The organism is Segeticoccus rhizosphaerae, assembly GCF_009192725.1.
GTDB classification, from domain to species: Bacteria; Actinomycetota; Actinomycetes; order Actinomycetales; family Dermatophilaceae; genus Segeticoccus; species Segeticoccus rhizosphaerae.
This window is the reverse complement of the sequence record NZ_VOHR01000003.1, coordinates 28,674-46,114: the sequence shown is the minus strand read 5'-3', so window position 1 is coordinate 46,114 and position 17,441 is coordinate 28,674. Positions and strand designations below refer to the sequence as shown.

General features: G+C 65.8%; 14 protein-coding genes. 4 read left to right on the top strand and 10 right to left on the bottom strand.

Features of this window, described 5'->3' with window-relative positions; translation table 11 throughout:
* Positions 1 to 330: 330 nt before the first annotated feature.
* The 9 genes from FRW57_RS00800 to FRW57_RS00760 all read right to left on the bottom strand — a co-directional run bounded on the left by FRW57_RS00800 (position 331) and on the right by FRW57_RS00760 (position 8,700).
* Positions 331 to 1,056: a LamG domain-containing protein gene (locus FRW57_RS00800; protein WP_152185022.1), complete on the bottom strand. Its 726-nt coding sequence runs from the start codon at positions 1,054 to 1,056 to the stop codon at positions 331 to 333.
* A 159-nt stretch (positions 1,057 to 1,215) separates the two neighbouring features.
* On the bottom strand, positions 1,216 to 1,986 hold the full coding sequence (locus FRW57_RS00795; RefSeq protein ID WP_137119901.1) for a LamG domain-containing protein: 771 nt from the start codon (positions 1,984 to 1,986) through the stop codon (positions 1,216 to 1,218).
* Positions 1,987 to 2,224: 238 nt separating this feature from the next.
* Positions 2,225 to 3,397, bottom strand: a complete 1,173-nt coding sequence (locus FRW57_RS00790; RefSeq protein WP_137119902.1) for an iron-containing alcohol dehydrogenase family protein — start codon at positions 3,395 to 3,397, stop codon at positions 2,225 to 2,227.
* A complete protein-coding gene (locus tag FRW57_RS00785; protein ID WP_137119903.1) occupies positions 3,385 to 4,119 on the bottom strand; it encodes a phosphocholine cytidylyltransferase family protein in 735 nt (244 codons plus the stop codon). Before FRW57_RS00785 ends, FRW57_RS00790 begins: the two co-directional genes overlap by 13 nt.
* Entirely contained in the window at positions 4,116 to 5,072 is a 957-nt protein-coding gene (locus FRW57_RS00780; RefSeq protein ID WP_137119904.1) for a glycosyltransferase family 2 protein, read from the bottom strand. The genes FRW57_RS00785 and FRW57_RS00780 overlap by 4 nt, the downstream gene beginning before the upstream one ends.
* Before the next feature lie 49 nt (positions 5,073 to 5,121).
* Positions 5,122 to 6,000, bottom strand: coding sequence for a glycosyltransferase family 2 protein (locus FRW57_RS00775; RefSeq protein WP_137119905.1), 879 nt, complete (start codon positions 5,998 to 6,000; stop codon positions 5,122 to 5,124).
* Between the two features lie 273 nt (positions 6,001 to 6,273).
* Complete coding sequence (locus FRW57_RS00770) at positions 6,274 to 6,516, bottom strand: hypothetical protein (RefSeq protein ID WP_137119906.1); 243 nt, start codon at positions 6,514 to 6,516, stop codon at positions 6,274 to 6,276.
* 1 nt (position 6,517) lies between these two features.
* Positions 6,518 to 6,865, bottom strand: coding sequence for a hypothetical protein (locus FRW57_RS00765; RefSeq protein ID WP_137119907.1), 348 nt, complete (start codon positions 6,863 to 6,865; stop codon positions 6,518 to 6,520).
* Positions 6,866 to 6,870: 5 nt separating this feature from the next.
* Positions 6,871 to 8,700: a hypothetical protein gene (locus FRW57_RS00760; RefSeq protein ID WP_137119908.1), complete on the bottom strand. Its 1,830-nt coding sequence runs from the start codon at positions 8,698 to 8,700 to the stop codon at positions 6,871 to 6,873.
* Positions 8,701 to 8,904: 204 nt separating this feature from the next.
* Here FRW57_RS00760 and FRW57_RS23895 point away from each other — a divergent pair, with 204 nt between their 5' ends.
* The 4 genes from FRW57_RS23895 (at position 8,905) to FRW57_RS00740 (ending at position 15,848) form a co-directional block, all read left to right on the top strand.
* Positions 8,905 to 12,030, top strand: coding sequence for a PKD domain-containing protein (locus FRW57_RS23895; RefSeq protein WP_203230161.1), 3,126 nt, complete (start codon positions 8,905 to 8,907; stop codon positions 12,028 to 12,030).
* 113 nt (positions 12,031 to 12,143) lie between these two features.
* Positions 12,144 to 13,349, top strand: a complete 1,206-nt coding sequence (locus FRW57_RS00750) for a lipopolysaccharide biosynthesis protein (RefSeq protein ID WP_152185021.1) — start codon at positions 12,144 to 12,146, stop codon at positions 13,347 to 13,349.
* The gene (locus FRW57_RS00745) at positions 13,346 to 14,821 is read left to right on the top strand and encodes a nucleotidyltransferase family protein (RefSeq protein ID WP_152185020.1); all 1,476 of its coding nucleotides are present in this window, start codon (positions 13,346 to 13,348) and stop codon (positions 14,819 to 14,821) included. Before FRW57_RS00750 ends, FRW57_RS00745 begins: the two co-directional genes overlap by 4 nt.
* Positions 14,811 to 15,848 (top strand): aminoglycoside phosphotransferase family protein, encoded by a 1,038-nt coding sequence (locus FRW57_RS00740; RefSeq protein ID WP_162308107.1) that lies wholly within the window; start codon positions 14,811 to 14,813, stop codon positions 15,846 to 15,848. Before FRW57_RS00745 ends, FRW57_RS00740 begins: the two co-directional genes overlap by 11 nt.
* Here the strand turns inward: FRW57_RS00740 and FRW57_RS00735 are convergent.
* Entirely contained in the window at positions 15,819 to 17,156 is a 1,338-nt protein-coding gene (locus FRW57_RS00735; protein WP_137119912.1) for a CDP-glycerol glycerophosphotransferase family protein, read from the bottom strand. The genes FRW57_RS00740 and FRW57_RS00735 overlap by 30 nt on opposite strands.
* Positions 17,157 to 17,441: the final 285 nt, after the last annotated feature.

Below are 17,441 nucleotides of genomic sequence, written 5' to 3'. Positions count from 1 at the left end.
CCAGCACGGGATGGCCCTTGACGTGGTCCTGCGCGCCGGCCAGCGCCGCCACCAGAGGTCCGCGCGCGCCCGGGGCGACGGCGACGTCGACCAGGGGCAGGCCGGCCTCGGCCGCCTCCAGGGTCGAGCGGACATCCGGGTCCTGCGCGAGGACGTCGAGCAGCGGGGTGAGACTCATGCGGAAGGCGCTCCTGTGACTTCACGGCGATGGACAGCACGAAAGCCCCTGTCCGACGAATCGGCAGGGGTCCGCGCCCAAGGATACGCCTGCGGGGGAGCCCGGCCGGCCAGCTGTCTACGGCGTGGGCGACTCCGGCACGGCGGCTCCGTTCAGCCGGCGTCGACGGAGATCCGGTCGATGTCTCCTGTGAAGAAGTCGCAGGTGATCTTGACCTGGTCGCAGTTGACCTTGCCACCGATGGTCATGGGCACCCTGTTGCTGATCGTGCCGGTCGTGCCGTAGGCGCGACGGGTCTTGGTGCCGTCGATGGTCATGGTGATCCTGGTCGCGGTGCGCAGGCAGGTGACGGTGTGCCAGTTTCCATCATTGAGTGCCACGCCCGAGTTGACCGTCTTGCCCACGAGCTTGCCGTTGACCAGGCCCCGGAACAGACAGGTGAGCTTGCCGTGCGGTGCTTCGAGCTTCCAGTAGCCGCCCTTGGCGCCGTGTTGCCCCTTCTGCATGATGTTGCCGAAGTCGTGCGTCGTGCGGTAGCGAATCGTGACCGAGAAGTCGCGCCCCCCAGGGTTCAGGGCGGAGCTGTTCACCGTCACGAGCCGGGGAGTGTCCGCCGGCGTCTTGTTGGGAGCGCCGTAGGGGAACCGGTAGGCCACCGCGCCGTGGACCCTGACGCCGGTCTTGACCACGCTGCCGATCTCGCCGGTGACACCGTGCCCGCTCGAGTCGAGCATCGTCGACGCACCCGGCGCCTCGTTCATCTCCCACGTGGCCACGGAAGACAACGGCTCACTGGCCGCTTGTGCCACGGTCGGCGTCAGGCCCGCGACGACCAGCGGAGCCAGCAACAGCGGAGGGAGGAGTTTGCGTGTCTTCATCGTCCTGTTCCTTCCGGCCGGCACAAGCCACTTCCCAGAGAGGGTAGGCCTCCCAGCGCCCCGACGGTGCCTCTTTGGCAGAAATGCGAAAACCGTCGGACCGTATCGCCGGCCCGGACACCGCGCGGCCGATCGCGAGCGTCGACCTTGTCGAACTACTCACCCTCGGCTTACGAAGACGCGGTCCATGGTGCCGAAGAACTGGTCATTGTCGCTCTTGACCGGCGCCCGGCCGCCGATGGTGACCGCGCTGCTGTCGCTGAGCCGTACCGCCCTGAAGGAGACGCGGACCGTGACCTTCGCGTCCACGACGAGGCGGACGGTCGTGGCCGTCCGTTCGCAGCTCAACTTGTGCCACTCGCCGTCCGCGATGCCGGAGCCAGACATGAGCGAGACCCGACGAAAGGCACCGTCGCGCATCCCGGCGAAGACGCACACCGGCCAAGCGCGCGCGCCGTCGAGCTGCAGCTTCCACTGCGAGGGGCTGGACCACAAACCTTTCTGGATGAGGTTCGAGTCGTACCCCTTCGCCACCTGGCTCCGGGTGACCCGCACCGCGACCCCGAAAGAGAAGTCGGCCAGTCCAGGGTTGAGCCCGGACCCGTTGGGGACCGAAATCACGGCCCTGGGACAGGTCGACTCGCGGCACGGAGTGGGAAACTGGGCAGAGCGCCCGCTGTAGCCTTTGACCGACCTGAGCCGACCGCCGTTGACTCCCCGCACCGTGCCGTTGTTCCCCAGCCCGGACGAATCGATCACCCGACTGCCGGCACTGAGCGTCTCACCGTTGTCAAAGGTGAAACGGAGGGCATACGGTGCCGCCTGGTCAGCAGCTGCCATGGAGGGCGCTGCCACGGCGGGGCCGACGAGTGCGAGCGAGAGAGGCAGCGTCGCCGCCAGACCCAGGGCACAGAGGAACTTCCTAGTCATCTCGGCCTCCTGAAGCAAGGCCGAGTCGTCTGCCGGCCCTCCGCCTGAGGGAGCCTAGCGGACCCGCGAACTTCTGTCAGGGAACGGATTGTCCCGTTGGCGGGCGATGGATTGACGTTGGGCTGGCCGGCCAAGAAGGGCTCCAACAGTGGTTGATTCGACCGCAGGTGGGGCTCGCGTCGAACGACAAGGTTGTGGGTCACCCACGGAACCATTCCACAGCAGAGACTTGCCCAGGTCACACTTCGGCTACGAGACCCGCACCAGCCCCGAGTCCGAGGCGCTGTGGCGCCGGCCTCCATGGTTCGGGCGAAATGTCAGCGGCAACACGCGCAGGGTGGGTGCTGGAGCGGGCACACCCCACAAGGGCATTGAACTCCGCCAGACGGGTGCGCATCTCGCCCTGGTTCAGGTCCAGGTGCTCCAGGATGGTGTATCGATCGGGTCGGGTGGACGGCGCGTGCATCAACGCCGCAACAAACTGTTCCTCGTCGAGGCCGATCTCAGCGGGTGCGGCTGGGAGGTGATGCCGACGCAGGCAGCGCAGCACCTCCTGGAAGCGAAGGGAGTCGCCCCGGAGGTGGATGGCGAAGAGTGCGCCCAAGCCGGCCAACTCACCGTGGTTGGACACGCCAGGGTAGAGAGCGTCCACAGCGTGAACAATTTCATGGCACGCTCCGCTGCACGGCTGCGACGTCCCAGCTACCGACATGGCCATCCCCGAGAGGATCAGTGCCTCGGCGAGCGTCTGGAGGAAGTCGTCCTCACCAATCCCGCCTTCGGAATGGAGAATCGAGTGGGCGGCAGTACTGGCGAACGCCACTGCCAGCCCATCTATGGGATCGCCCCGTTGGCGGTGTGCCAGTTTCCAGTCGTCGATGGCTGACAGGTTGCTGACCGCGTCGCCAATCCCCGCTCGCACCATCACGGGAGGTGCCTGGTGCACGCGATCAAGGTCGATGATCACAGCGAGAGGCATGGCAACCCCATAAGAGCCCTTACCCACCTCGCTCTCCAACGACGCCACAGGAGAGCAGATGCCGTCGTGGGCAAGATTCGTCGCGACCGCCACCATCGGCACTCCCGCGCGCGTCGCGGCGTACTTCGCAACGTCGATGGTTCGACCGCCGCCGATCCCGACCACAGCGTCATAGTCGTGTCGCAGCAACTGCTCCTGGAGGTCCCACGCGACCTCGAGGCTGGGTCGTCGTACGACGAAGGCGTCGGAGTGTGGAAGGGACGGAGCAAGAGCGCCCCAAATCTGCTGGCCCTGATCAGGGCCCAGTGCAACCATCACGGTGCCGTTGGCGGACACGTGACGCTCGGTCAGAAGCCTTGCCAACCCATCCAGCGCCCCCCTACGCACTTCGACGAAGAGCGGGCTGGCCAACATGCGGGTCAATAGAGGCATGCGATCTCCCGTGCCTTTGCCAGATCCCGGTGGTCGTCGACCTCAACCCATGGGGTCCCCTGGGCAATGGCCGTGGTCCAAACCGGATCTCCCCCGTCGACCAGCGCTTGGTATGCGTCCTCGTAGTACAAGTCAGGGTCGCGACGCCACGTCACTTCAAGCGCCTCGACCAGACGAGGACCTGCGCCCGCTCCGATCACGCATGCGCCGATGTACTCTCCGTCAGCGGTGGCGGGGGGCATCAACTTGGTGATCTGGACCAAGGCACCGTGGCCGTCGACGGTGACCTTCATCTGCTCTTCGCCGAGGCTGTCAGACAGCTCGACGGCCAGCAACACGCCAGGTTCGCGCCTCGACAACAGCGTCTCCTCTACGGACACCGGGTGCACCGTGTCGCCGTTCAGCAACAAGACATCCGTGCAAAGGTGCTCACGAGCGGTCCACAGCGAGTATGCGTTGTTCCACTCGTCGGCCTTGTCGTTGTGCACCAGGGTGAGGTCTACGCCATGTCGCCGCTCCAAGTCGTCCCGCTGGCAGTGCACGGCCTCCGCCGCGTGCCCCAGGACGAGGACAACATCGGTGATGCCCACCTTGGAGAGATTGGCCAAGGAGATGTCCAGGATCGTGTTGTCACCGTCCACCGGGATCAATGCCTTGGGCAAGGCGTCGGTGTGGGGTCGAAGGCGGCGGCCCATGCCCGCTGCCAGAATCATGCCGATCATCCGGTCCGCACCAACCCTTCATCACCACGCAGCGATCGGGACAGCTGGCCTGCGCCGTAGCCGGCGGTCGTGATCGCCAGGCCTACGCAGATCGCCGAGGCGCGCAGCACCGCCTCCCAGCTCCGTTCCCGTTGAGCCTCCGCAAGGTTGCGCCGTACGCCTTGCGCAAGCGTCTTGCGCACATAGACTCGCTCGGACGACAGGACGGCGCTGGTCCGCGCCAGCCCGGTCACCCTTGCTTTGCTTCGTCCTTCTTCCCAGCAGCGCCGACGAAAGTATGACCATGTGCCGCGGCTGGCTGGAACTCGGTGGCGCACCGAAGATCTCGGATCGTGAAGGATCGAGCCTGAGGGGTAGGCAGCGGTCGCCCGGATGGACAACTCGGTCTCCTCACAACCCATCGGCGTCGCGCCCACCCTTCCCAACGACTGGGAGAACCCGCCGACAGACGAGATGACGGGACGTCGAAACGACATGTTGGCGCCGATCGGATTGCGAACCGGTGAGACAGTGGTCGGCTGGCCCAGATATGAGCAGCCGACGACCCACCCGAACTCGGTCGGAAACCAGGCTGGGGCCCGATCTTCCCAATCGGCGATGACCCGTCCACCGACGCCAAGGACATCCGGGTTCGCATAGTGCTTCGCGTGGGCGGCCAGCCAGCCGGGGGCCGCCACTGCATCGTCGTCGAGGAAGACGATCACGTCCCCTCTGGCATGGGTAACGCCGGTGTTCCGCGCGCCGGAGAGGCCCCGCATGCCCTCGTTCGTCACCACCCGCACACCCATCGGCGGGAAGACGCCGATCGCAGCCTCCTCGAGCTCCCCACAATGGTCGATCACCACAATGGTCTCGTAAGGTGCCGGCTTCTGTTCCACGACGGACTGGACCGCGGACTGGAGCATCTCCCATCGCCGGGTCGTGAAGGCACAGATCACGACCGACAGCACCATGGAGGCCGTGCCCGACTGCGGCTCTGTGGCAGTCGGGTGCAGGACTGAGTCAGTCACTTCTCGATACCACGTCAGCCTCGAGCGGGGATGTTGCCCTCACGGCACGGTGACTCCGTTCAAGTCGGCGCACGCTCTGCACGACGCGCCCCGAAATCCCACGGTGATGGTCACGCAGCACGGCTCTGAGGACGAGCGTCCCGTCGGACACCGCTCTCAGGTTCGAGCGACCGCTGAGCCGTTGTGTCTCCAGGCTGGGCACCTCCGCGATCCTGAGCCCCGCCTGTATCGCGTGGACCACCATCTGTGCCTCGATGTCGAAACCGTCGGCGCTCAAGTCCAAGTGGTCCAGGTATCTGCGGTTGAAGGCACAGAAGCCATAACAAAGATCCGTCATGTTCGAGTCATACATCGAATTGACGGCCCAAAGGAGAGCGCGATTGCCGGCCCGGCGGAATCGCGTGATGTCCAGCGATCCTCCCCCACTCATGAACCTCGACCCCTTCACGAAGTCGAACCCATTGTCCAAGAAGTAGACGAAGCGACTGATCTCGGAGGGCGACATACTCCCGTCAGCATCCATCATCACGACAAGCTCGCCGCGTACAGCGGCGAAGCCAGCTCGTAGGGCATTGCCCTTACCCGGACGCGCTTGGTCGACGACCCGGATATCCGGTCGACATGCGAAGGCGGTGGTTCTCGTCGCATCCGTGGAAGCGTCAACGAGGACAACTTCGTCAACACATGCAGGCACCTGGTTCAACACCCAAGCCAGGTTGCGCGCTTCATTCTTCGTCGGGATCACCAGGCTGACCCGAGGTGGAGACTTCGGCGCCATTGCCACGATGTCGACAGCGGCGTGCGCGACCTCGACGGGTTGATCGTCTTCCTGCTCCGAGTAGCCCGGGGCAAAGGAGATGGTGGAGGTCATGGGTTGACCTCCCTTCGCGGCGCAGCAAAACTCTCGGCACGGTTGTCAGGACTCACGATGGCTCCTTCACAGCGCTCGGTGAGTGAGTGGAGCGTCTACGGTCGTGACCGGGAGGCCGGGACACCCGCTCAATGCACGTAGCGTGTCACGTTGGCAAGCACCGCAACCCCAAAACAGTAAAATTGAGGTTCCCAGAGGGTAAACATTCGACCTCGGGATGGGCGCTGACCGTCGTGAGCCGACGAGCGCGCGTTCAGCCGCAAGAGTCAGCCCTCAACCCCTCACGGTGAAGCGCACGACGACGAAGACGACGAAGATCGCTGTCAGGGCAAATGTCGCGATCCGCGCCCTCATGGCTGAGCGACCGTGACGGTCGCTCCCCCGGACATCCGAGCGGTCAGTCCGGCGGCCCAGCTCGCGACCAAGGTCGCCGTACAGAAGGAGTGCGATGCAGGCCACGCCGACGAGGACCACCGCAGCGACGGTGGAGACCAGATCGAGGATCGTCTCGCGCATGCTAGTCGAGCACCCCTTCCCTGCTCCGGGACGGAGTCACCGTCAGCACCACCGTGACCAGCGCAACCAACGCGGCGACGCCCGGCACCGACCAAGCACCGATGATCAGTAGCAGTTGACTGCTCAGGATCAGCACGGTGAGCGATACCGCGATCGCAAGGACGCTGCAGACGGAGACAGACCACGAGCCCACCAGGCGAACCATCAGGGCGCACCCCGGACCGAACCCGACGAATACGACGGCATTGACAGCGCGGGGTGGCCCCAGAGCCCCGGCCGGCAAGAGCGACAGCGCCAGGCTCGCCAGAGTCCACCCGAGCAGGGCCAGCTGTGGCAGCCGAAGTCTCATCAGGATCATCTCGGGGCCTCGTACTCATAGATCCACGCGTCCGGGTTGCTGTAGACGAGCCGGTAGCCGTTTGTCGGCGTGAGCTCTGCTCTGAGCCGGGCGAACCAGTCAGGTGGATCTCCCTCGGCCTGGCTGGCGTACACGACCTGTCCGGTGGTGATCATCAAGTAGTTCGCCCGGTCGGGGTGGGCCGCCGCGTTGACGGGATAGCGAACGGCATGCAGGTTCCCGTCGCGGAAGGCCCGCTGGTGGGTCGGTCGGACGTACCTGTAGTCCACCAGGAACTCGAAGCCCCACGGCACCTGCGTCGTGGCACTGATCAGCTTGGAGCCCTTCGGTGCGATCTTGTTCAGCGCCTCCGCGGCCTGAACCTCGTTGACGCGTGTCTGTTCGTACGACTCGTTTCCGTAGCGGGTGATGAGGAAGGTCGGGATCAGGGCCAGAGCGAGGACTGTCACGAAGAGCCGCATCGGGTGGCCGATCCTGATGCTGGCCAGCAACTGGGCGACGAGCATTGCCGCGAAGGGGGAAGAGAACAGGAAGATGCGCAGCACCCCTTCGGTGCCGTAGTTCTGCGCGACCAGACCGAGCGGTGCCACGGCGAGGACGAACAGCGTGATAGGCCGTTGGCCGCGGAACCACAGGACGACTGCGGACAGGGCCATCGCGGCCCAGACGGCCGCGGTGAAGACGAGGCGAATGCTCACGATCGTGAGGTGCGTCGGCGAGCCCCCCACCCGGTCACCCACCGACGTCTCCAAGACACTCGTGATATGCCCGAGGTTGCCGAAGATGACGTCCAGGTGCCCGCTCCAGTATGCCGTCGCACCGACACTGATCCACCCGAGCGTCAGGATCGCCGCCACGACGGGAAACGCGATCAGCCGACACCGCCCGACGACGACGAGCGCCGCCGTGGCGAGCACGAGCATGACGGGTGAGAGTTGATGGGTCATCGCCAAGGCGGCGCTCAGCGCCACGAGGAGGACTGCCAAGGCCACCCGGGTGCCCGGCTGGACGCCTACGTCCGGAAACCCCTCGACTGATTCCGCCTCATGGCGCGGTCGGCGCGGACGAAGCCAGTGGGGAGTGCCCTGCCTGAAGAAGGTCACCAGGATCGCGATCGCGACGAGGTAGAGCACATAGCCAATCGACTGGGGAGCGAAATAGGTCTGGCCCACCCAGTTGACGGTCAGGTACAACCACAGCCCGAGCCACGCCGCCCTGACCGAGCCGGTCAACTGCCGACCGATCAGGTACAGCGGTGGCAGCGTCAGGAGCACCATGACGACCGGGGCCCACCGCAGCAACGAGACCGCGCTCTCGAGCCCGCCCGAGCCGGTCACTGCCGCTGCCGCACCGAAGAATCCTGGCCAGTTGAACCTGGCGTCGAACCCGGGCACGGCGACGCCGTGGTCCAGGATCTGGTTCGTGAAGCCGGCGTGGAGCCACGCGGTCGCGAAACGTGGCTCCTGCTCGACGAACGCTGGAGCACCATGGAGCACTATCACCGCGCCGAGGACGTGGGCGAAGAGCACCGCCGTGTTCCGCCGGGCCCGGCGGAACGCTTCGAGCACGAAGGACACGCTGAGCCCGGCCGCGCCGACGAAGTAGAGCGGTGGGAGTGCCTGGATCAGGCCCCAGTCACCGATCCGCCCCTGGTCACCACGGCTGGCTGCAACACAGCTCACGACGACCATCAGCATCGGGAGGACCAAGCGGGGGAGCAGTGGCCACAGGAGGGGCACAGCAGAGCGGTCGGTGCGGCTGGTCTGGGGCAGCGCGCGCTCCATGACCGCTTGGCGGCCATCCCCGGTGGTGCCGTTCGAGGGCATACAGGCGTCCCCCTTTGACTGCCAGGTCGTACCAATCGGTCGCAGGGTGAGGCTAACGCGAACCGCGCGTCGAGCGCGGCGGTTTGGCAGAACATTCCCGAAACGGTCCCGTGCCGGGCCGTGTCGGCGTAGCGTCACGAAACGGAGCATGCCGATCGGCGTGATGCTTGTTGTCGTCCTGATGCACTACAGGCGAGGTCCGCGATGAAGTCGGTTGAAATGATCTTCCGCCAGTGGGTACATCGAGGAATCACCGGGGTTTTGGTGATCGCCTTGGCGCTGGTGGTCACTGCCGTGCCTCAGCCAGCCAGCGCCGACACCGGGGACATTGGCATCCAGGACCAGAGCTTCAGCGGGGTCACCAACCCGCCGACCTCCGACAAGCCGCAGAGCAAGTTGTGGTTCAACGACAGCGCGTGGTGGGCCGTCATGTTCGACACCGTGAGCTTGACGTGGCGCATCTACCGTCTGGACCGCACGAGTGAGACATGGATCGACACGGGCACTCCCGTCGATGACCGTCCGCAAACCCTCTCGGACGCTCTGTGGGACGGACAGCACCTGTACATCGCATCCCACTGGGTGACCACCAGCAGCCAGACGACCGCAAAGGCGTCGATCAGCGGCAAGCCAACGCTTCTCTACCGCTACTCCTACAACGCTGCCACGAAGGCCTACACCCTGGACTACGGATTCCCGTCACAGATCAACGGCAGCTCCAGCGAGTCCCTCACCATCGACGAGGACTCGGTTGGCCGAATCTGGGCGACCTGGACACAGGTCAGCGGCTCCGCCCTGACGGGTTACACGACCGCCGTCTACGTCAACTACTCGATGGGCGGTGCAGCCTGGGTCGCACCAACGGTCCTCCCCGTCACGGGTGCGCATCCCTCGCCAGATGACATCTCTGCCGTGGTCGCGTTCAACGGGAAGGTCGGGGTGATGTGGAGCAACCAGCTCGATGACACGATGTACTGGGCCGTTCGTCCCGACAGCTCACCAGTCACCAACTGGTCGGGTAGCATCGCGGTCCGCGGGTCACACCAGGCCGACGACCACATCAATCTGAAAACCCTCCAGGCTGACCAGTCGGGGCGGGTCTACGCTGCCGTGAAGACAAGTCTCGACGAGGCGGCCGGCGCGCCCACTTCGAGCCCTCAGCTCAACCTGCTCGTCTTCAAGCCCGGCACGGGCGCCTGGACGAGCACCACCTTCGGCACGGTGGCCGACTGCCACACCCGCCCGATCGTGATGCTCGACGGTGAGGACGACCAGGTCCGGATGTTCGCTACGGCTCCCACGGCGTCTGGGTGCCCCTACGCCGGCGCCCCGGGAACGATCTACGAGAAGGTCGCCTCCATGGACAACCCGGTGTTCCCTCCGGGCCGAGGCACGCCAGTCATCCGGGACGCGGATTCGGCGGGCATGAACAACGTGACCTCCACCAAGCAGAGCGTCAACAGCGCCACCGGGTTGGTGATCCTCGCGAGCAACACGTCAACGGACCGGTACTGGCACGCCGACCTGACGTTGCCGAGTCAGCCCGTGGCGCCCCCCGTCGCGAGCTTCACTGCGTCGCCCACGTCGGGGACCGCCCCGTTGACCGTGACGTTCACAGACACCTCGACGGGGAGTCCGACTTCGTGGGCGTGGGACTTCGGCAACGGTGAGACCTCGAACAAGCAGAACCCGTCCGTGACTTATGAGGCCGGGGGTGTCTACACCGTCCAGATGAGCGCGACCAACGCTGCGGGGACCGGTGCCACGCCGGCCAGCACCACGGTGACCGTGGACCAACCACCCGCATCGACCGGGATCATCCGCGGGAGCGACAGCACCGCTGTGGCCACGACAGCAGCCGACGGACTCACGATCGACCCACCGGCCGGGACCTCCGCCGGTGACGTGCTCGTGGCGTGCCTGGCCCTCAACGGCACCTCGGTCAGCGGCACCGGCGTGCCCGACGGGTGGACTCGCATCGCCACCACCACCGGGACCAGCCAGTCCAACCCACGCGTCTACGGCTACTACAAGATCGCCGGTGCCTCGGAACCCAGCAGCTACCACTGGGGCTACTCCAAGAGTGTCACGAGCTCGGGCGGCATCGCCCGATACACCGGAGCGTCGGCGCCGGAGACCGAGGTGTCCATCGCGTCCGGCCCATCGGCAAACACAGCCACCCTGCCCGGCATCACCACCACCGCTGCCGACGATGTCCTCCTCGGCTGCATGGGCCTGAACACCGGGGCGACATCGATCACGATCACGGCACCGCAAGAGATGACCCAGGTGTGGGACCTGGACGGGAAACGGCAGGAGTTCGACGACGCCCCACTGTCCCAAGCCGGACCAACCGGCCCCCGGACCTGGCAATTCTCACAAAGCCGTGAGTGGGCCGGTTGGCTCACCGCCATACGACCCGCCGACCAGACGTTGCCGAGTCAGCCCGTGGCGCCCCCCGTCGCGAGCTTCACTGCGTCGCCCACGTCGGGGACCGCCCCGTTGACCGTGACGTTCACAGACACCTCGACGGGGAGTCCGACTTCGTGGGCGTGGGACTTCGGCAACGGTGAGACCTCGAACAAGCAGAACCCGTCCGTGACTTATGAGGCCGGGGGTGTCTACACCGTCCAGATGAGCGCGACCAACGCTGCGGGGACCGGTGCCACGCCGGCCAGCACCACGGTGACCGTGGACCAACCACCCGCATCGACCGGGATCATCCGCGGGAGCGACAGCACCGCTGTGGCCACGACAGCAGCCGACGGACTCACGATCGACCCACCGGCCGGGACCTCCGCCGGTGACGTGCTCGTGGCGTGCCTGGCCCTCAACGGCACCTCGGTCAGCGGCACCGGCGTGCCCGACGGGTGGACTCGCATCGCCACCACCACCGGGACCAGCCAGTCCAACCCACGCGTCTACGGCTACTACAAGATCGCCGGTGCCTCGGAACCCAGCAGCTACCACTGGGGCTACTCCAAGAGTGTCACGAGCTCGGGCGGCATCGCCCGATACACCGGAGCGTCGGCGCCGGAGACCGAGGTGTCCATCGCGTCCGGCCCATCGGCAAACACAGCCACCCTGCCCGGCATCACCACCACCGCTGCCGACGATGTCCTCCTCGGCTGCATGGGCCTGAACACCGGGGCGACATCGATCACGATCACGGCACCGCAAGAGATGACCCAGGTGTGGGACCTGGACGGGAAACGGCAGGAGTTCGACGACGCCCCACTGTCCCAAGCCGGACCAACCGGCCCCCGGACCTGGCAATTCTCACAAAGCCGTGAGTGGGCCGGTTGGCTCACCGCCATACGACCGTTGTGACATCGAGGACCTCGGAGGAGCCTCCTTTGACGCAGATCAGCACCACCGAACGGCTCCGCTCTCAAGCCGTGCGACTCAGGCGAGATGGCCTGGTCCGGACCTCGCTTCCCCTCGTGGTGAACACCGGCGTGAACGGTTTCCTGGGCATCGCCTACTGGGTGGTCGCGGCCCGCGCCTACGACCAGGAAGCAGTCGGAACCAACACCGCACTGATCGCCCTGATGACGACGCTCTCAGGCTTCGCCCAGCTCAATCTGGGACCAAGCATCAGTGTGCTGGTGCCGCGCGCCGGTGAACACGGTCGCCGAGTGGTTCTGCGGATCTACGCAGTCGTGACGGTGTACTCCCTCGCCATCTTGAGTGTGTTCTTGACCTTCGTGCTTCCACACCTGAGCGGGCTGTCGGACATCCTGGGGACCACGAACCGGATGCTGCTGTTCGCCCTTGCGGTGTTGGCCTTCAACATGTTCGCCCTACAAGACGCCGTCCTGGCTTCAACCGGGTGGGGAGTCGCCGTTCCCATCGAGAACGCAGTCTTCGGCATCCTGAAGATCGGCCTGCTGGTGCTGCTTGCGGCGAGCCTGCCCGAGGTCGGGATCTTCGGGAGTTGGTTGATTCCCTTGCTCCTCATCGTGCCGGTGGTCTCCTGCTTCATCTTCCGCAACCAGGGGCGCCGGCCCCGCACACAAGCAACGGCCCCGCTCAGGGGGGAGTCATCACGCAAGCTGGCTCTGGACTACTTCGGCTATCTCTTCCAGGCGTCATCGACCCTGCTGCTGCCGGTTCTGGCGCTCGGGCTCCTGGGCCCGGTTCGTGCATCCGTCTTCGCGGTAGCGTGGCTGGTCTCCTCCACGATGGACCTGCTCGCCAACAACGTCGGCACGGCACTGACTGTGGAGACGTCATACGGTGGAGATCCCGCTGCGCTGCGACGCACGCTGTTGCGCAGCGTTGTGCCGTTTGTCGGTGTTGTGGTCCTGCTCGGACTCGTCTCGGCCCCCCTCATCCTGAAGTTGTACGGCTCGGGCTACGCCGCTCAGGGAGTGCTCACACTGCAGATCTTGCTGCTGGCCAGCGTGCCGCGAGCGGTGGTCACCTTTGCGATCGCCGAGTCGCGGGCACATCGCCGCATTGGGATCATCGTCTGGCTCCGGGCGCAGAATGCCGCCTTGACCATCGGCTTGTGCCTCTTGCTGACTCCGCGCCTTGGTGTCGAGGGTATGGCGATCGCCTGGCTGGTCGCTCAGGTCGCCGGCGCGGCCGCGGCACTGTTGTTGGTCTGGCGCAAAACCGTGACGGCGATCGGAGCCACCTCATGACTGTGACGAACCCCAACTCATCGAAGGTTGCCGAGGTCTTTGGGGCGCTCGACGAGGCAGGGATCCGGTGGGCGCTGCTCCGGGGTCTGACGGGGCTCGGCGAGGAGGGACGAGACATCGACCTCCTTGTCAGCGCAGATGACCTCGGCTCCATGGAGAAGATCATTTATAGTCTCGGCGCCGTGGCGCTGCCCGGGATGATGCACCCTTGGCACCGCTTCTACGTCCTGGGAAGCATGCGTCCCGGGCGTGGCGTGAAGCTCGACGTCGTGACCAAGCTCATCTACCGACGCAATGGACCGATCCATACTGGACTGGAAGACGCCTGCCTCGACCGACGTAGGAGCCGCGATGGCATCAACGTCCTCGATCCCACCGACATGTTCTGGACGGTGCTGCTGCATTGTGTGTTCGACAAGCAGCACGTGAACGACCGTCGACGTGCGGAATTGGTCGCGGTCGTCGATGAGGTGAGCCGCGGCCGCCTCGGTGAACTGGTCTTCGAGGGACTCTGCCCCGCAAATTGGTCCGCCGAGCGAGTCCTTGAGGCGGTAGGCCGCGAGGATTGGGACGCGCTCAACCGGCTCGGGCAGCAGCTGGCCCCATCGGCTGCACCCGCCGGAACGACCCGCCGTCGGGAGTGGCTCAGGGCGGCACCAGCTCAACCGGTACGGGCGGCAGCCAGGTCGATCTACCCCGCGCTGTGGCGCGCGCACCGACGATCGTATGAGGGCTGGCAAAGGGCGAGTACGGCGGGCGCGGCACGGATGAGAGGCGTCGGCAGGTCGGCCGCCGGATCTCCCAGGAGGCAGGTGCGGGTGTCGTTCTCGGGGCTCGACGGCGCAGGGAAGACCCGACAGATTGACTCGCTTGTCGCCACAGTCGGAGAGGACCACTCTGTCGAAGTGTTGTGGATCCCCTTCAAGATCTGGCCGGAGCCGCTGTTGAACCGCCTGCCGGCCAACTTCCGCAGCAGGCTGGGGCCCAAACGCAGGACGGCAGCATCAGGGGAAAGAGCTGAGGCGGTGGGCGCGAGCAGGCGCCACCAGGTCGTGAAGTCCGTCGTGTGGACCACCGTGGCCACCTTGTCTGCCGTCTCTGCTGGATTGAGCCTGCGCCGGCGGGCAGCGGGCAGCCAGGCGGAGTTCCTCGTGCTCGACCGGTATCGCCTCGACACGATCGTGAAACTCCAGTTCTGGTACGCGGACGTGCCTGCGGCATGGCTGTCCCGCGTGGTCGGCCTGATCGCGCCAGCACCCGACGTCGAGTTCCTCCTGCGGGTTGATCCCGAGGTCGCCTATGCGCGCAAGCCGGAACAATGGTCTGTCGCCCAATTGTCCAGGCAGGCACAGTTCTACGACCACCTCGCCGCCGGGGCCTTCCCCGTGGTGACGCTGGATGCGCACCAACCGAGCGACGAGATCGCCGGGCTGGTCCGGGCCCGGGTCCGGTCGGCCCTCGATGATCACTGACACCGTGGCCGAGGATGTCGTCCTTGGCTCCCTGCAGACGGCCTTGTCGGAGGAGGTCAAACACGGCGATCTTGAGCGCCTCGTGGTCATCCGCACCAGCTCGAGGCGACGGTCCGTGCTGTACTTTGTCGGCCTCGCCAGCGATCCGACCAGCTGTCGCTGGGTCGTCAAGCGGCCCAACGTCACCATCCGACAGGATGACCTCGCATCACCCCTGCACGCAACCGCCCAATATGAGGGCCTACGACGTCTGCACGATGGCCTCGCTCGTGCGGGTGGAGCGGTCCGGGCCCCCCGCCCGCTGGCGTATCTCGCCGAGATCGAGGCCTTCGCCATGGAGTACGTTCCGGGCCACGCGATCACCGAGCTCATGGGGCCGCGCGCACTCCTGGACGACGACACTCTGCTTCGTGCAGTCGGTGCAGCGGCAGGGGCCCTCCGGGCGGTGCATTCCATCCAGGCACCGCAGTCCAGCCACTTGGACCTGCCTGATCTGGAGCGTCGTGCGCTGGCCCGTGGCGCTCGGTTGCTGGAGTCGGCCGGACTGCCCGGACATGGGCAGTGGTTCGCCAGGACGCATGAACTCACCCCGATATCGGCGGGGTCTCGGGTTCTACTGCACGGCGACTTCGCTCCGGAGAACGTAGTTCTGTCTTCGGCCACCGTGTACTGCCTTGACCCAGACCTCACACAGGAGGACTGGGCCGAGCTTGATGTGGTGCGCTTCCTCCTGATGCTCTTTGACGCACCACTGTTCGTGGCGGGTGGGGGCCTGCGTCAGGCCCAATGGCTACGGCGCCGGGCCACTGCGACGTTCCTGGATGCCTACTACGGTGGCGCTCCATGGTCGGGCGCCCTGCGACCGCTCATGGTGCTGAGCCTGATCACCCGGTGGGCGACTCGGGACGCCGGCATCACAGAGCGGGCGCCCCGCCTTGCGGTTGGTCGCAGACTTCTGGTCAGACGTCACTTCATGAGCCTCCTCGATGAGGTGGCGTCACCGAGTTGGCCAGCCGCCCATCGCTGAAGACGTGTTCGCCGACCCGGGCGCGATGGTTTGCTCGAGTTGCTCGACGATCGCCACTGACCCGTGCCCGTCATAGGCACCCCACATCTTGGTCAGGAGCCCCTCGTCAGCCGCGGTCCAAGGCACACTGTCCGGATTGCGGACCACCGACTCGACCGCCTTGAGCAGCGACGACTGGTCGCGGGTCAAGATCCCCGGGAGGGTTTCGGGATCGATGGCGAGGCCACGATGCTTCGCGTAGTGCTCGAGGTCGGGCATGTAGTAGACGACAGGTCGGCGCATGAGCAGGAAGTCGAGCGCGATCGAGGAGTAATCGGTGATCAGCACGTCGCACAAGCCGAGATAGGCATGCAGATCGGCGTCTCCGGGTATCAGTACGCACTTCTGAGGGACGGCCGTGGGAGCGACGTTGTAGTGCGCCTTGTAGACGAGCACGGCTCCCTCGCGTTCGCAGGTGTCCACCAGACGACGCACCAAGGCCTCGTCGACGACGTCGTCGACGAGGTCGTCACGCCAGGTAAGAAAGAGGCCGACCACTCGCGTCCCCGCGGTGAGCCGCTCCCACACCTCGTCGTGCCAGACCAGGGCAGCGGGCGGCCTATCGGGAGCCGCCACCAGGTGATCGCTGCGCGGATAGCCCAGCTCCCAGCAGTGGTCGGCAGGCACGTTGAACCAGTCGGAGAAGCACTCGGTGACGAAGTCGCTGGAGGACAGCAAGAAGTCGGGCGGGGCCTCTCGCCCGATCCGAGCGACCCGCGCGGCCAGACGGCTCTGTGACTCTCCTGGGCTCCCGATACTGGACTCGACGCGCTTGATCGGGAGCCCGTGCCACAGTGACACCGTCCTCGCGCCGTGAGACAACCAGGCGTTGATGTCAGAGCGATAGCCGGCGTAGACGAAGGTTCCTGCACGCACCGTGGCCAGCACACCTCGTCTCGACCAACGTCGCTCCGCGCGGTAGCCCTGCGAACGAAGACGACCCACCACATCGGAGGACCCGCTGATCCACACCGTCTCCAGCCCGTCAGCGTGCTCCGACATGTGTAGGAAAAGGTATGCCGCGTTGTCGGCAAACCTGTCCAGTGGCGAGCCCATGACCACCAGTCGCGGGTCGCGTGGCACCGTGGCCAGGAGGCGTCGCGACGCCAGGTGGACCGGCCACTGGAGGATCGCGGCGAGCGTAACCACCCGATGCACGCCGATTCGCCGCACCAGGGACCGGATCGCGCGCAACCGCCGCAAGCGCGACAGCATCAGCCAGGACCTCCTCACCAGTGTCAGATCCACGAGCCGCTGCATGGAGGACATGCCAAGCAGACCAGAGGGAGTGTCCCATGACGCATCTGCACATTTCCGCGCTTTCGTGAATGCAGCACAAGCGAGTACTGCGGCCAAGCGCGAGCGGTCGACGTAGGATCTCGCGACGTTAGTATCGGAAGTAGTTGGAGGTCATCGGCGGCTCCGCCCTGACAGGGTGGTGACATCACCTTTACGAGGAGACGCAATGGGCGCCAGAGGTCATCACGCAGACGCGCGAGGCCCGGCTGATGGATTCGTTCCACTTGTGGTGCAGGATCTCGAGGTCGCCGACGA

Bases quoted from the DNA above. Each gene is read 5' to 3' on its own strand.
- FRW57_RS00800 (WP_152185022.1), bottom strand. From the start codon at position 1,056: ATGAAGACACGCAAACTCCTCCCTCCGCTGTTGCTGGCTCCGCTGGTC.
- FRW57_RS00795 (WP_137119901.1), bottom strand. From the start codon at position 1,986: ATGACTAGGAAGTTCCTCTGTGCCCTGGGTCTGGCGGCGACGCTGCCT.
- FRW57_RS00790 (WP_137119902.1), bottom strand. From the start codon at position 3,397: ATGCCTCTATTGACCCGCATGTTGGCCAGCCCGCTCTTCGTCGAAGTG.
- FRW57_RS00785 (WP_137119903.1), bottom strand. From the start codon at position 4,119: ATGATCGGCATGATTCTGGCAGCGGGCATGGGCCGCCGCCTTCGACCC.
- FRW57_RS00780 (WP_137119904.1), bottom strand. From the start codon at position 5,072: ATGGTGCTGTCGGTCGTGATCTGTGCCTTCACGACCCGGCGATGGGAG.
- FRW57_RS00775 (WP_137119905.1), bottom strand. From the start codon at position 6,000: ATGACCTCCACCATCTCCTTTGCCCCGGGCTACTCGGAGCAGGAAGAC.
- FRW57_RS00770 (WP_137119906.1), bottom strand. From the start codon at position 6,516: ATGCGCGAGACGATCCTCGATCTGGTCTCCACCGTCGCTGCGGTGGTC.
- FRW57_RS00765 (WP_137119907.1), bottom strand. From the start codon at position 6,865: ATGAGACTTCGGCTGCCACAGCTGGCCCTGCTCGGGTGGACTCTGGCG.
- FRW57_RS00760 (WP_137119908.1), bottom strand. From the start codon at position 8,700: ATGCCCTCGAACGGCACCACCGGGGATGGCCGCCAAGCGGTCATGGAG.
- FRW57_RS23895 (WP_203230161.1), top strand. From the start codon at position 8,905: ATGAAGTCGGTTGAAATGATCTTCCGCCAGTGGGTACATCGAGGAATC.
- FRW57_RS00745 (WP_152185020.1), top strand. From the start codon at position 13,346: ATGACTGTGACGAACCCCAACTCATCGAAGGTTGCCGAGGTCTTTGGG.
- FRW57_RS00740 (WP_162308107.1), top strand. From the start codon at position 14,811: ATGATCACTGACACCGTGGCCGAGGATGTCGTCCTTGGCTCCCTGCAG.
- FRW57_RS00735 (WP_137119912.1), bottom strand. From the start codon at position 17,156: ATGTCCTCCATGCAGCGGCTCGTGGATCTGACACTGGTGAGGAGGTCC.